The organism is Mesorhizobium sp. RCAM 06353 (assembly GCF_059683585.1).
Genome location: NZ_CM185031.1, coordinates 3737187 through 3750956, shown reverse-complemented (window position 1 = coordinate 3750956; position 13770 = coordinate 3737187). Strand labels below are relative to the sequence as shown.

General features: G+C 64.0%; 12 protein-coding genes. 3 read left to right on the top strand and 9 right to left on the bottom strand.

The window, feature by feature from the left end; genetic code table 11:
• Positions 1 to 7 precede the first annotated feature (7 nt).
• From AC56QX_RS18135 to AC56QX_RS18125, 3 genes are all read left to right on the top strand, one after another.
• A complete protein-coding gene (locus AC56QX_RS18135) occupies positions 8 to 889 on the top strand; it encodes an AAA family ATPase (protein WP_497109761.1) in 882 nt (293 codons plus the stop codon).
• A gap of 92 nt (positions 890 to 981) precedes the next feature.
• Positions 982 to 2100, top strand: coding sequence for a vWA domain-containing protein (locus AC56QX_RS18130; protein ID WP_497117800.1), 1119 nt, complete (start codon positions 982 to 984; stop codon positions 2098 to 2100).
• On the top strand, positions 2100 to 2987 hold the full coding sequence (locus tag AC56QX_RS18125) for an amidohydrolase family protein (protein WP_497117799.1): 888 nt from the start codon (positions 2100 to 2102) through the stop codon (positions 2985 to 2987). Before AC56QX_RS18130 ends, AC56QX_RS18125 begins: the two co-directional genes overlap by 1 nt.
• 46 nt (positions 2988 to 3033) lie before the next feature.
• On the opposite strand, the gene AC56QX_RS18120 is transcribed toward AC56QX_RS18125, so the two are convergent.
• The 9 genes from AC56QX_RS18120 to AC56QX_RS18080 all read right to left on the bottom strand — a co-directional run bounded on the left by AC56QX_RS18120 (position 3034) and on the right by AC56QX_RS18080 (position 13759).
• Positions 3034 to 4299, bottom strand: a complete 1266-nt coding sequence (locus AC56QX_RS18120) for an ABC transporter substrate-binding protein (RefSeq protein ID WP_497109760.1) — start codon at positions 4297 to 4299, stop codon at positions 3034 to 3036.
• A 24-nt stretch (positions 4300 to 4323) separates the two neighbouring features.
• A complete protein-coding gene (locus AC56QX_RS18115; RefSeq protein ID WP_497109759.1) occupies positions 4324 to 5154 on the bottom strand; it encodes a carbohydrate ABC transporter permease in 831 nt (276 codons plus the stop codon).
• Entirely contained in the window at positions 5151 to 6074 is a 924-nt protein-coding gene (locus tag AC56QX_RS18110; protein WP_497109758.1) for a carbohydrate ABC transporter permease, read from the bottom strand. Before AC56QX_RS18110 ends, AC56QX_RS18115 begins: the two co-directional genes overlap by 4 nt.
• Entirely contained in the window at positions 6067 to 7224 is a 1158-nt protein-coding gene (locus tag AC56QX_RS18105) for an ABC transporter ATP-binding protein (protein ID WP_497109757.1), read from the bottom strand. Before AC56QX_RS18105 ends, AC56QX_RS18110 begins: the two co-directional genes overlap by 8 nt.
• Entirely contained in the window at positions 7221 to 8057 is an 837-nt protein-coding gene (locus AC56QX_RS18100; protein WP_497109755.1) for a metallophosphoesterase family protein, read from the bottom strand. Before AC56QX_RS18100 ends, AC56QX_RS18105 begins: the two co-directional genes overlap by 4 nt.
• A gap of 245 nt (positions 8058 to 8302) precedes the next feature.
• Complete coding sequence (locus AC56QX_RS18095) at positions 8303 to 8710, bottom strand: carboxymuconolactone decarboxylase family protein (protein WP_091581186.1); 408 nt, start codon at positions 8708 to 8710, stop codon at positions 8303 to 8305.
• 383 nt (positions 8711 to 9093) lie between these two features.
• Positions 9094 to 10590, bottom strand: coding sequence for a sugar ABC transporter ATP-binding protein (locus tag AC56QX_RS18090; RefSeq protein WP_497109754.1), 1497 nt, complete (start codon positions 10588 to 10590; stop codon positions 9094 to 9096).
• Positions 10590 to 11639 (bottom strand): NHL repeat-containing protein, encoded by a 1050-nt coding sequence (locus tag AC56QX_RS18085; RefSeq protein ID WP_497109753.1) that lies wholly within the window; start codon positions 11637 to 11639, stop codon positions 10590 to 10592. The genes AC56QX_RS18090 and AC56QX_RS18085 overlap by 1 nt, the downstream gene beginning before the upstream one ends.
• Positions 11636 to 13759: an ABC transporter permease gene (locus AC56QX_RS18080; protein WP_497109752.1), complete on the bottom strand. Its 2124-nt coding sequence runs from the start codon at positions 13757 to 13759 to the stop codon at positions 11636 to 11638. Before AC56QX_RS18080 ends, AC56QX_RS18085 begins: the two co-directional genes overlap by 4 nt.
• Positions 13760 to 13770: the final 11 nt, after the last annotated feature.

The following is a 13770-nucleotide window of genomic DNA, read 5'->3' as shown; positions in this document are numbered from 1 at the left end:
AGACGAGATGTCTGGAGTGAATGCAGAGACTGTCGCGACCTCGCCGGAGGCGGTGGCGCAGCATCTCGCCGCCTCGCGCTATCTCGCCGATGACAGCCTGGCGACCGCCATCTTCCTGGCCATCAGGCTCGGCAAACCGCTGCTGCTCGAGGGCGCACCGGGCGTCGGCAAGACGGAGGCGGCGAAGGCGATTGCCGAACTGCTCGGCCGCGATCTGGTCCGGTTGCAATGCTACGAAGGCATCGATGCCGCGCATGCGCTCTACGAATGGAACTACCAGCGCCAGCTGCTCGCCATCCGCCATGCAGGCGAGCATGAAATCGACATTTACGACGACCGCTTCCTCATCGCGCGTCCGCTCCTGCAGGTGTTGAGGGCACCGGAGCAGCGCGTGCTGCTGGTCGACGAGATCGACCGTTCCGACCATGAATTCGAAGCGCTGCTTCTGGAATTCCTCTCCGATTTCCAGATCAGCATTCCCGAGCGCGGAACCATCCGCGCCGCCGCCCAGCCGATCGTCATCCTGACCTCGAACCGCACCCGTGAGCTCGCTGAGGCGCTGCGGCGGCGCTGCGTCTACCACTGGATCGGCTATCCCGACGCCGAGCGCGAAGCCGCCATCATCATGCTGCGCGCCGGAGATGTCGCCGAGGCCACGGCACGCGCCGTGGCGGCTGCCGTACAGACCATTCGCGCCCGCCCACTGGCCAAGCCGCCCGGCATCGCCGAGGCGGTCGAATGGGCCAACGCCGCCACCATCCTCGAAAAAGGCGGCAGCCCGTGGCCCGAAGCCTTCCGCCGCGCCATCGGCGTGCTGATCAAGGATGAGGAAGACCTGTCCTATATCGCACCCGAACTTGGTCGCATCGTCGAGGAGGCGCTGGCGTGAGCCGCGACGTCAACGACCCCTTCTCCCCGTTCACGGGGAGAAGGTGCCCCGAAGGGGCGGATGAGGGGCAGCGCTATCGGAGACAGGAAAGCCTGCCTCGCGCCGCAGCCCCCCTGCTCGGCTTCGGCCGCCTGCTGCGCCGCTACGGCTTCGCCGTCGCCCCCGAACAAGTCTCCAGCTTCATGCAGGCCGTGACCTTGCTCGGCCCCCGCTCGATGGCCGATATCCGCGAGGCCGCGCTTGCCACCCTTGCACCGCCACCCGACCGCCGCGAAGAATTCGACGCGCATTTCCAGAGCCATTTCTACGGCAACACCTCAGCCGTGGTCGAAGGTGATGCGGATGAGGAACCCCGCATCAAGGATGATGGTGGCGCCGACAACCCGCGGATTGAAGCCGAGCACAGCCGCGAAGGCGGCGAACTGTCCTCGGCTCTGGAGCAGTTGAGCATGCGCGACTTCCAGCGCGACGACGACAGGCTGACCGCCTTCCGCCGCAAGCTGTCGACCGCCCTGCCCGCCCGCCGTTCCTTCCGCACCGTGCGCACCCATTCGCGCGGCAAGCTCGACTTGCGCCGCTCGCTGCGCGAAATTGTCAGCGCCGACGGCGATGTGCCCTCGCCACTGCTGCGCCGCCGCCAGACGGTGCCGCGCAAGCTGCTGCTGCTGATCGACGTCTCCGGCTCGATGAAGCTGCACACGGCGGACTATCTCAAGCTGGCGCATGCCGCCGTGCAAGGCGCGGATCGCGCCGAGATTTTCACCTTCGGCACACGGCTAACCCGCATCACCACGGCTCTGCGCATCCGCGACCACGACCAGGCGCTGGCGCGCGCGGCCGCCCAGGTCGACGACTGGGACGGCGGCACCCGCATGGGACCGACGCTGCTCGCTTTCCTCTCGGTGCCGCGCTTTTCGTCCTTCGCGCGCGGTGCCGCGATCGTCATCCTGTCCGATGCGCTGGAGCGCGGCGACCATGCCGAGCTGGAGACGGCGATGCGAAGGCTCAGCGCACGCGCCTTCCGGCTGTCGCTGGCCACACCCTTGGCTGGCGACCCGCGTTTCCGCCCGGTGACGGCGGCTCTCCGCGCCATCCTGCCGGCGCTGGACGATCTGGTCGACGGCTCGTCGCTCGCCGGCCTCACCGATTTCATCCTGTCGCTTGCCCGCCCTGCCCCCGCGGCATCGGCAATCTGGAAAAGGGTTTCGTGATGCAGAAAGCCATCGACGCACATTTCCACATCTGGCGCCAACAGGACCAGCCCTGGCTGGTCGGACCGATGGTGCCGCGCATCTTCGGCCCCTATGAGCCGATCCGCCGCGACTATCCGATAGGGGAATTCCTCGAAGACCAGCAAGGCTCGGGCGTAGAAAAGGCCGTCTATGTCCAGACCAACTGGGCCAAGGAGGATTTCGAAAAGGAAGTCGCCTTCCTGCAGAAGACCGCTGACGAAACCGGCTGGCCGCATGCCATCGTCGGCTATGCCGACATGACGGTCGACGATGTCAGGCCGCAGATCGACCGGCTGATGAAATACAGGCTGCTGCGCGGCGTGCGCATGCAACTGCACTGGCATGAGACGCCGGCCTTCCGCTTCGCCGCCTCGGCCGACCAGGTCATCGACCCCAAGGTGCGCGCCAACGTGGCGCGGCTGAAGGACTATGGCCTGTCCTTCGACCTGCAGCTCTTCCCCGCCCAGATGAAGGACGGGGTGACGCTGGTCGGTGAAAATCCGCAAACCAACTTCATCCTCACCCATGCCGGCATGCTGACCGGCATGGAGCCGGAAACCACCGATGCCTGGAAGGCCGGCCTGCGCACGCTGTCGGCAGCGCCGAATTTCTACGCCAAGCTCTCTGGCCTCGGCACCTTCGTCCACCGCAACGACCCGGCGCTCATCGCCTACATCATCGACAACGCGATCGACATTCTGGGCTCTGGCCATCTGATGTTCGGTTCGAACTTCCCGATCGAGAAGCTGTGGACCAGCCACGCCGAGTTGATCAAGGCGCACCGCGATGCGGTGGCGAAGCATGGTGCAGCCGCCGAGGCCGACATCTTCTGGAACACGGCCGAGCGGGTCTACCGGCCGGTCTGACATAGAGCAGCCGCCGCGCTGGCGCGGCGGCTGCTCTGGAAAACCCTTACTGCGTCGGCAGCATGCCTTCGACGTCGCTGGCCGCGTCGGTGAGCGCTTCCTTAGGAGAGGCCGACTGGTCGACGATGCGCGACAGGTTGTCGACGATGGTCTGCGTCACCTTGACGCCGTTGGTGCCCGGGAAGGCATACCACGGAACCATCAGCGGCATCTGGCTGAGCCCGGCCTGGAACAGCGGGTTCTTCTTGTAGAAATCGCCGAGATAGTCCGACGATTTCGCCGCCAGCTCATTGTTCGGCACATAGCCCGTGCCCGGCACGACGACGGAAGCGCCGTAGGGGCCGGCGGCGAATTTCGCGAACTTCCAGGCGGCTTCCTGCTTGGCCGTGTCCTTGGTCAGGATGACCACGGCATTACCGCCGGTCGGCAGATGGCCATTGACCGGATCGATCAGCGGGATTTTGGCGGTGCGTAGCGTGAACTTGTCGCCGACATTCTTGATGGTGTTGACCAGCGCACCGGTGGTCTGGAATTCGAAGCCGACCTTGCCGGCCGCGAAGGCCTGCTCGCCCGCCGGCTTGGTGAAGACCGGCATGCCACCCTCCTTCACCATGCGCGCCAGGATCTCCACCGCCTTCTCGCCTTCCGGCCCGTTGAAGGCGACCTTGCTTTCGTCCTCGTTCAGCATCCTGCCGCCGGCGCCGAACAGCAGCGCCGAGAACATCCAGTCGTCGCCCTGCCAGCGGAAGTCGATGCCGTCGACACCGTTGCCAAGCGCCTTGATCTTGCCGCCGAGCGCGATGACCTCGTCCCAGGTCTTGGGCGGATTGTCCGGATCGCCACCGGCCGCTTTCACCAGATCGGCATTGTAGTACATGATCGGATTGGACGTGGCGAAGGCGAGGCCAACCTGCTTGCCGTTGACCTGCGCGAGCTTCAGGATCGTGTCGGAGAAACCGAGTTCCGCCATATTGCCTTCCTTCTTGACCAGCGGGCCAAGATCGACGGCAACGTCACGCTCGTTGAGCATGCGCAGGCGGTTGAGGCCGATAAAGGTGATGTCGGGCATCTCGTCGGTGCCGGCCTGGCGAAGAATGGTCTGGATGCCTTCCTCATAGGTCGCCGACGGGCTGGCGAACTGGATCTTGATGTCGGGATTTTCCTCCATGAACTTCTTCGAGATCGTGTCCATCACGTTCTTGAAGAAGCCGGGCATCGGGTAGTGGACCGTCAGCGTCGTTTCGGCATAGGCCGGAAGGGCCGCCGCCAGCGACACCGCCGCCGCCGCGAAAATCCTGGAGATATGCTTCATTGCTCGTGCTCCTTGTTGGTCCGGTCAACCTTTGAGACCGGTCATGGTGATGCCCTCGACGAAACGCTTCTGCGCGAGCAGGAAGGCGGCGACGAGAGGAAGGGTGATGATCAGCGTGGCGGCCATCAGCGCGCCGTAGTCGTCGCCGGCCTCGGCGGCGCGGAAATACATCAGGCCGAGCGGCGGCGTAGCGTAGGCCTGCTTGCTGACGACGATCAGCGGCCAGTAGAGATCGTTCCAGTGCGCGACGACGGAAAAGATGGCGAACGCGGTCACCGCCGGCCACGCATTGGGCACGATGACGCGGGCGATGATGCCGAGTTCCGACATGCCGTCGAGCCGCGCCGCGTGCAGGAGGTCGTCGGGCATGGCGCGAAAGAACTGCAGGAACATGAAGATCGCGAACACCGATATGGTGAAGGGCGCAACCAGCGAGGTGTAGCTGTTCAAGAGCGACATCCTGTCGAAGGCGACATAGAGCGGCAGCGCCGTCGCATGGATCGGCACCAGCAGGCCGAGCATGACCAGCACCATCATCAGCCGCGCGGCGCGGAACTTCAGCTTGGCTATCGCATAGGCGCAAGGGATGGCGACCACGACCTGAAAGAAGAAGATCAGGCCGCAGACGATGACGCCGTTCCACAGCAGCGTCGCCATCGGCACCTTGGCAAACGCCTTGGCGAAATTCTCGGCGAAGTAGAAATGCTGCGGGATGAGCGTCAGCAACGAGGTGAAGATATCGCTCTGCGTCTTGCCCGCCGTCGAGATCATAAAGATGTAGGGTGCAAGGATCATCAGCGCGCCGAGCGTAAGCAGCGCGAAGCGGATGATGCGGCCAGCCGGGATGCTCGTCATGTGTAGTGCACCCGCCGGTCGAGCACGCGGTAATGCAGGAGCATCAGCACGACCAGAATTGCCAGGAAGACGACCGTCATCGCCGAGGCGTAGCCGACGCGCAGATAGACGAACCCTTCCTGGTAGATGGTAAAAAGCAGCACTTCGGACGCCTTGTTGGGGCCGCCGTCGGTCAGCATCTTCACCGTCTCGAAAACCTTCACCGCATTGGTGATGCTGATGGTGACGACGAACAGCGTCGTCGGCCCGAGCATTGGCCAGGTGACGAGGAAGAACCGGTCGAGCGCCGATTTCGCGCCGTCGACATGAGCGGCGGCATAGAGCTCGCGCGGGATCGCCGTCAGGCCGGCCAGGAACAGCACCATGTTGAAGCCGATCGACTGCCAGATGCCGATGATCGACAGGCTGTAGAGCACGGTATTCGACGCGCCGAGCCAGTTCGGGCCGGGAATGCCGGCCAGCGAAAGCAGCGCGTTGAGCGGCCCGATCGTCGGGTGGAAGATGTATTGCCAGACGGTCGCCATGGCGACGATCAGCGAGGCGACGGGCAGGAAATAGACGGTGCGGAAAAAGCCGCGCGCCCGCCCCTCGCCTTCGATCAGCAGCGCAACCCCGAGGCCAAGCGCGATCGAGACCGGCGCGACGATCGCCGTATAGACTGATGTGTTCCACAGCGACCGGCGGAAGGTGCGGTCGTTCAGGAGATGCGCATAATTCTCGAAGCCGACGAAGCGAAACTTGCCGTAACCGAGCTCGAAATCGGTGAAGCCGAGGAAGATGACGGCGGCCACCGGCAAGAGCACGAACAGCAGCAACAGCACGATCGCCGGCGCCGCCAGCAGCCAGGCGGTCCGGTCCTCGCTGCGCGCACGAAGCGCCGCGGCGCTCGGGACATTGCCCGCCAGCGCGACGCTAGACATAGGCCGGCTCCTGCCGCGCGCCAGCCAAGTCCGCAATGCGCAGCCGCTTTCCCTCCGGCCCGAAGACCATCGCCTGTTCCTGCGCCAGAAGGACACCCACCGGCATTCCGGCGATCAGGTCCCTCGCCTCCTGCGGCGCCAGCTTGGCGATGACGCTGTCGCCGGAGGTATCGAGACGGCAATGGGCAATGACTTCCGAACCGAGGAATTCGAGGCGCTCAATCCGCCCAGCAAGGCCGCTGCGCCCGCTGGGAGACAGTCTCACGAATTCAGGCCGGATGCCGAGGCTGACTGGACCGTCCGCCACCTTCTCCAGCAGGGCCAGCCGGATGCCTTCGAAGCCGACGCGGCCGTTTTCGGCGAGCGCCTGGATGATGTTGATCCTCGGCTGGCCGACGAAACGCGCGACCTCGATATGGGCGGGATCGTTGTAGATCACTTCGGGCGCGGCGAGCTGCAGCAGATTGCCGCCGATCATCACCGCCACGCGGTCGGCCATCGAAAGCGCTTCGGCCTGGTCATGCGTCACATAAAGCGTCGGCACGCCGGCGCGGCGATGCAGTTCGACGATCTCGCCGCGCGCATGGACGCGCAGATTGGCATCGAGATTGGACAGCGGTTCGTCCATCAGGAAGATCCTGGGCTGGCGCACCATGGCGCGCGCCAGGGCAACGCGTTGCCGCTGGCCGCCCGACATCTGCCCCGGCTTGCGGTCGAGCAGATGGTCGATCTTGAGCAAACCCGCCATCTCGCGGACATCGCGCGTGATGCCGGTGCGGATTTCCCTTTGGCCGGGCAGCAGGGAGCCGACCAGCGGCAGGCGCTGCGACCGGCTCAGCCGCTTCATGGCAAGCGGCACGGCGATGTTCTGGCCAGCCGTCAGATGCGGATAGAGCGCGTAGGACTGGAACACCATGGCGATGTTGCGGTCGGCCGCGGCAACCGGCGACATGTCCCTGCCGCCGACGAAGATATCGCCGCTGTCGGCATGCTCGAGCCCGGCCAGGATGCGCAGCAAGGTGCTCTTGCCGCACCCGGACGGGCCGACCAGAGCGATGAATTCGCCCGCTTCGACATCGAGGCTGACGCCGTTCAAAATGGCGTTGCCGCCGAAGGATTTCCTCAGGCCGCGAAGCGACAGCGCGCTCATGACGCGACCCGCTTTCGAACCTTGTGCGCCTCGTGCGGATATACCTCCTCGACCACATCATCGAGGACGTAGGTGGTCATGCCGGGGATGGCGACGATCTCGCTGGCAACCGTGTCGCCGAATTGGTGGATGACGGCGCCAAGCAGCCGCTCGCCCGGCATTTCCCGCTCCATGTCACCGACGACGAAGGCGGCCGACGGGCCCCATATCAGCGACGTGTTTTCGTACCGGCCTTGCCAGGCCCGGTGCAGGTGGCCGCTTGCAAACAGCACAACATCGTGGGCCGCGATCTGATCGTAGAGGCGCTGGCGTTGCGCCGGCCTGACACTCCAGTAGCCGGTATCGCCCTCGCCGGGTTCATCGATAAACAGCGGCTTGTGGGCGAAGAGCGCAACGCGCCGGCCGCCGCGGCTTTCCAGTGCGCTCCGCAGCCAGTCGAACTGCGCCTCGTCCTCGGCATCGTCAAACCCCATCAGCAGGCTGTCGAGCCCGACGAGGCGCCAGTTGCCAGTGTCCTCCATCCAGTAATCCGGGCCGACCAGCCGGCGCCAGCGCTCGAGACGTCCGGCATTGACTGGCTGCAAGGAACCCGGGAGATGGCCGACATCGTGATTGCCGGGCACCAGCAGCATCGGCGTGGAGATTTCCCGCATCAGATCCATGCAGAAGGTGATGTCGTCGTCCTTGTCGGCGCCGTCGACGCTGAGGTCGCCGGTATGGATGACAAGGTCCGCGCCGCTCTGCTCGATCCAGGCGGCCAGCGGCTCCCAATTGCCGTTGAAGTGCGGCTTGGTCGGGCTGAAATGGGTGTCTGTGATTTGAACGATTTTCATGCCGGCTCCACCATGCGAGCCGCGCCCCCAGGCGAGCGGCATCGCATGGGGCTTCCTTAATGTCGTTCCATGTCACTTCCTTAACAGCGGCTGGGATAAATTGTGCAATTGCGAACAGCCGCCGACGAAGAGTCTCAGCGAAGATCGCCGCAGCGCGGAAATTGAAGATATTTCAGATACTTGCTGTCGTTAGTCGGCGCATCGTCCGCGCTCACAATCCTTTGACACGCGGCAGCAAGACAGGTTCACTTCACCTCGAATTGCGGATCAACCGGGATCTGCATCGCCGTCACCAGATGGTTGGTCTGGCCAGCCAGCCCGATAATCGACACCAGCTCGCCATGCTGCGCGTCGGTCATCCCCTTGGCGCGCGCCGCCGCCGTATGCGAATGGACGCAGTAGGAGCAGCCGTTGGCGGTCGACACCGCGATGTAGATCATTTCCTTGGTCAGCGGATCGATGGCGCTGTCCGCCACCATGACTACTTTCAGCTGTTCCCAGATGCGCTTCAGCGCCGGGGGATCATTGGCGAGCCCGCGCCAGAAATTGTTGACGAAATCGGATTTGCGCGTCGCCCTGATATCGTCGAACACGGCCTTCACCGCCGGGATTTTTTCGACCTCGGCATCGCTGAGGAGTCTTGTGGCGGCCATGGTGTTTTTCCCTTCTTTGAATCGGTGGATCAGGTCGTTGAATCAGGTCGCGAGCAAAGATGGCTAACCGGCTTTTCTGATTCAGTTTTCGTGCGCATTGGAGCAGAACCGTGGAGGTTTGCGGAGCCTCCCTCACCTTCGTCATCCTAGGGCGGAGCAGCCGCGAAGCGGCGTCGCGGAGACCCTGGGATCCATTCCGTGACGCCTATCGAAGTGTGCAGCGGAGCAGAATCCTGCACCGTGGCGGCGCATCCGAGTCCCGGCATGGATCCTGGGGTCTGCGCCGCGTCGCTTCGCTCCTTGCTACGCCCCAGGATGACGAAGGGACAGGCGTTATCGCCAATTTCCAACGCATACGCACCACCAAGCACCAGCCAGCACCCCTAATGCACCGCCGCATACATGATCTTCTCCTCCGTCGCCTCCGCCGGCGAAAACTCCTCGACGATACGCCCTTGCCGGCACACCAGAATCCGGTCCGACAGGTTCATGATCTCCGGCAGGTAGGACGAGATGACGACCACGGCCAACCCCTCATCGGCCAGCCGGTTGATGATCTGGTGGATCTCGGCAATCGCCCCGACATCGACGCCGCGTGTCGGCTCGTCGAAGATGACGATGCGTGGCTGCTGCACCAGGCCCTTGCCGATCACAACCTTTTGCTGGTTGCCGCCGGAGAGCTCGACGACACGCGCATTGTCGTTGATCGCCTTGATGTTCAGCGTCTTCGTCCATTCGGCCGAGAGCTGCCGCATCTCCTGCTGGTTGATCACCCAGGCCTTTTCGCGGCCCGCTGCCAAGAGCCCGCCAAACAGGTTCTCGGCAATGCCCATCGTCTCGAAAATGCCTTCGCTCTTGCGGTCTTCTGTGACATAGACGATGCCGTCGGCCACCGCTTCGCTCGGCACGAGATAGCGCACCGGTTTGTCGTCCAGTTCGATCGCGCCACCGCGCAAAAAGTCGCGCTTGTAGATGCCGGAGACAATCTTGAAGGTCTCGGTGCGGCCCGAGCCGATCAGCCCGAACACACCGGTGATCTGGCCCTCGAAGATCGAGAAGGAGTTGTTGCGCACGACATTGCTCATCGAAATGTCCTGCACCGACAGCACCTTCTTGCCCGCCTTGCGCAGCTTGGCCTCGTCGCGCTGGCGATAGATCTGCCCCGACAGTGTGCGCCCGACCATGGCGGCGACGATCTTGTCGCGATCGAAGGCCGATGTGTCGTCGGTGATGACCAACTCGCCATCGCGCAAAATGGTGATGCGGTCGGCAATGGCAAGCGCCTCTTCCAGCGCGTGGCTGATGAAGACGATCGACACGCCGCCCGCCTTCAGCCGACGGATCAGCGCGAAGAAGTGGCGCTTTTCTTCCGGCGTCAGCGTCGCCGTCGGCTCGTCGAAGATGATGATCTCGGCATTGTGGTGAACGGCGCGGGCGATCTCGACCATCTGCCGCTTGGCCGCACCCAGCGTCGCCACCATCGCGTTGGGATCGACCGGGAAATTCAGCGACTGCAGGAATTGCTGTGCTGAAATATACGTGCCGCGCAGCCGGTTGAGGAATTTTTCAGTACCGAGATAGAGGTTCTGCGCCACCGTCATCGACGGCACCAGGCTGGTTTCCTGGAACACCATGGCAATACCGGCCTCGAGCGCTGCATGCGGAGAGGCGTAGGCGATCTCCCGGCCCTTGTGGAACATCTTGCCCGACGTGGCGTCGACGACGCCTGCGATGATCTTGGTCAGCGTCGACTTTCCCGCGCCGTTCTCGCCGAGCAGCGCGTGGATTTCGCCCTTGCGCAGGTCGAAACTGACGTTCTTGACCGCTGGCACGCCGCGATAGTTCTTGGTGACGTTCTCCAGGCGAACGATCGGTTCCATCAGAAACCTCCCGTATCGACGGCAAGTACACAGTCGCCGCCCCTGGAGGCGATGAACAGCCGGCCGTCCTTCTCCGCCACGCTGCAGATGCCGTGGCGCGTGCCGTTAGCGCGGCTGTGCAGGCTGAATTGCGGCTGCATCTTTGCGTCGAGCCTGACCACCAGCCCGTAGGAACGGCTCGGCGACCATGGCTTGTGGATGCCCATGGTTCTGATGCCGCCGCATTGCAGCGGTTCGAGGAAACTGCGGCTGGAGGCCAGCGTCGGCGCGATCCAATAGGCCGGCGGCACTTGGTCGATCATGTCCTGCCGGTAGTGCGTTTCCTGCAGCACGAATTCGATCAGCCGATTGCGCGGCGCGAACAGCGCCAGCCACGCCCCGCCATCGCTGGCGGGCGACAGCCGCGCCGGATAGCCGGGCAGATGCGTCAGCACCGTCGAGCGATTGCCGGTCGCGCCATCGAAGCGGACGAGCTGATGGCGCCAGCTTTCGCTGACCAGCGCATCCTTGCCGATGGGATGGAGGCCGTATGGAAACGCGATGTCGCCGGCGACCTTGCGGAATTCGCCACCTGCCGCGTCGCGTTTCCAAAGCGAACCGGACGCACCCTTCTTCATCAGATCGGCCGCCCATTGCGATGGCGCATGCTCGGCCGAACCATTGGCCAGCCACAGCGTGCCATCCTCGGCATAGGCAAGCGCGGTGATGCAGCGGATTTCGGCCGGCAGCGAAACCTCCTTGCCCGATATCAGCAGCTTGCCGCTGTCCAGCCCAACCGTCAGCTCGCCCAACGGCGACAGAGCCAGTGCCGCGATCAGAGACGGAAAGGTCTCGATGAGCTTGGGCTCGGCTCCGGCGGCAAGCGAATAGACCGCATTGCCGCTGGAGGCGAGCAACTCGTTCCTTGAAACAACCAGATTATCCGGCTCGGTCAGCTCGGCAAACGCCGGCGCATCGTCGAGGCGCGTGTTGGGCCGAAAAGCGCCGTCGAGCGGCGGGATGGTCACCGCCTTGCCGCGAAACATGTCCAGGATCGGATCGAGGATCATGACTTCGCTCCCCAATAGGAAGCGGGGCTGGTCCAGTTCGGGTCGGCGCCAGCTATTCTGTAGCGGCCGATGCGGTTGTTGAGGATGCCGCCGACGAAGAGATATCCCTTGTGCTCGCGCATCGAGGTGACCATCGGGTGCGCGCCGCCGCTGAGGTCGCCCATCGCCTCGACGATCCCGCCCGTCTCGTTGAATTTCACCACGCCGCCGGTGTTGATGTTGGGAAACAGCCACTCGTCCTGCGGCAGCCGGCGCGTCATGCGCTTGCGCATATCGGGATGGCGGAGTGAGAGGTCGAAGCTCGGCGTGCGCATGCCGAGCCACGCCATCCAGTAATTGCCGTCCGACGCGCGGTTTATGTTGTCGGGATAGCCCGGCATGTCGCGGATGACGCATTCGGCGGTGCCGGCCTTTGGCCCCTCCAGCCAGTAGCGATGCACGCGGCAGGCCCAGCTTTCGGCGAAGAACAGCGACTCGCCATCGTGCGCCATGCAAACGCCGTTGGTGTAGCGGTAGCCGTCGAGCAGCGTCTTGGTCGAACCGTCCCTGGGGTCATAGACCAGCAGCCGCCCGGTGGCGCGGTTCTCGATCGAATCCAGCGCCCAGTCATGCGCGTCATAGCGCTTCGTCGAATCCGTAAAATAGATGCGGCCGTCAGGTGCGATGTCGCAGTCGTTGGGATCGCGCAGCCGAGCATCGTCGACGATCGAGGTCCAGGAGCGGGACGTCTCCGCCGACAGGCGCTTCACTTCGCGCTCCGGCGAAACGGAATACAGCCCCATGGCGCCGACGCAGCTGATCAGATTGCCCGATCTGTCGAAGGCCAGCCCCAGCGGAAAGCCGCCTATGTGGGCAAACACTTCCGACTTCACATAGTCCGGTGCGAAAAAACGGACGATCTCGCCATGGCGCGTGCCGCAATAGAGATGGTCGTCGCGGTCGAGGATGACGTCTTCCGGCCCTTCCAGTTCGCCAAGCCCGATATGGTCGGCAGCCGACAGACGGTTGTCGAGTTCATAGGGCGTGCCGGACCCAGGCACGGCCGACTGTGTCTCGCCCATCTTGAGGTAGACCGGCGCGACATAGACTTCGTTCAGCACCTTGTGGCGGTTCTTCAGCCAGCGGATATCGATCGTCACCGCCACCGCCAACATGATGCCGAGCACCATCTGGTTGGTGCCGGTGCCGTAACCCAGCCGGATCAGCCCATTGGTCATGGTCAAGACAATGATGGCGCCCATCAGCCCCTTGATCACCGAGCCGCGGCCGCCGCCGAGGCTGACACCGCCGACCACCGCCGCCGTCAGCGCCATGATTTCGAGGTTGAGGCCGGTGCCAGGCCCTGCACCGCTCAGCCGGCAGGCGATGAGAAAACCGCCAATCGAGGCGCAGAAGCCGGAGAAAACATAGGTCATGAACACGGTGCGGCGCACGCGGATGCCGGCATTGTGCGCCGAGCGCCGGGAGCCGCCGACCGCCAGCACATGCCATCCCGGCCGCGAGCGCGTCAGCGCGATATGGGTGACGATGGCGAGAATGATCGCCAGCCACACCGAGACGGACAGGCCCCAGAAGGTGCTGTCACCGATGAAGTCGAGCACATCCGAGGTGGCGGTCGAAAGCTGCACGTCGGCGGCGTAGGTGGTGACCAGGATGTCGAACAGCGCCCGTCCGAAGATGAAGGTCACCAGCGTGGTGAGAAAGGCGCGCAGCCTGAGGTAGCCGACGAGGTAGCCGTTGATGGCGCCGAAGACGAGACCGGTGGCGAGCGAAGCCGCCAGCGCCAGCCAGATCGACTGTTCGAGGATGAAGAAGACGTAGACGGCGGAAAAGCAGGACAGCGCGAAGATCGAGCCGACCGAGAGATCGATGCCGCCGCCCAGCATCACCACCGTCATGCCGGTGACGACCATCGAGAACTCGCCAAGCTGCCGGGTCGATTCCTGCAGCGCGTTCAGCTTGAAAAAGCCCGGAATGATCGAGCCGAAGGTCGCCAATGTCACCACCAGCGCCAGGAAGGGAATGGCGTTGTCGGTCCAGCGTTTGGTCAGGATCTCGCCGACCAGATGGTCGGGCACGAGATTGTAGCGCCAGGACTGGAGGCGTTCGCGAAAGGACATCGGTGGCTGCT

Bases quoted from the DNA above. Each gene is read 5' to 3' on its own strand.
- AC56QX_RS18135 (WP_497109761.1), top strand. From the start codon at position 8: ATGTCTGGAGTGAATGCAGAGACTGTCGCGACCTCGCCGGAGGCGGTG.
- AC56QX_RS18125 (WP_497117799.1), top strand. From the start codon at position 2,100: ATGCAGAAAGCCATCGACGCACATTTCCACATCTGGCGCCAACAGGAC.
- AC56QX_RS18120 (WP_497109760.1), bottom strand. From the start codon at position 4,299: ATGAAGCATATCTCCAGGATTTTCGCGGCGGCGGCGGTGTCGCTGGCG.
- AC56QX_RS18115 (WP_497109759.1), bottom strand. From the start codon at position 5,154: ATGACGAGCATCCCGGCTGGCCGCATCATCCGCTTCGCGCTGCTTACG.
- AC56QX_RS18110 (WP_497109758.1), bottom strand. From the start codon at position 6,074: ATGTCTAGCGTCGCGCTGGCGGGCAATGTCCCGAGCGCCGCGGCGCTT.
- AC56QX_RS18105 (WP_497109757.1), bottom strand. From the start codon at position 7,224: ATGAGCGCGCTGTCGCTTCGCGGCCTGAGGAAATCCTTCGGCGGCAAC.
- AC56QX_RS18100 (WP_497109755.1), bottom strand. From the start codon at position 8,057: ATGAAAATCGTTCAAATCACAGACACCCATTTCAGCCCGACCAAGCCG.
- AC56QX_RS18095 (WP_091581186.1), bottom strand. From the start codon at position 8,710: ATGGCCGCCACAAGACTCCTCAGCGATGCCGAGGTCGAAAAAATCCCG.
- AC56QX_RS18090 (WP_497109754.1), bottom strand. From the start codon at position 10,590: ATGGAACCGATCGTTCGCCTGGAGAACGTCACCAAGAACTATCGCGGC.
- AC56QX_RS18085 (WP_497109753.1), bottom strand. From the start codon at position 11,639: ATGATCCTCGATCCGATCCTGGACATGTTTCGCGGCAAGGCGGTGACC.
- AC56QX_RS18080 (WP_497109752.1), bottom strand. From the start codon at position 13,759: ATGTCCTTTCGCGAACGCCTCCAGTCCTGGCGCTACAATCTCGTGCCC.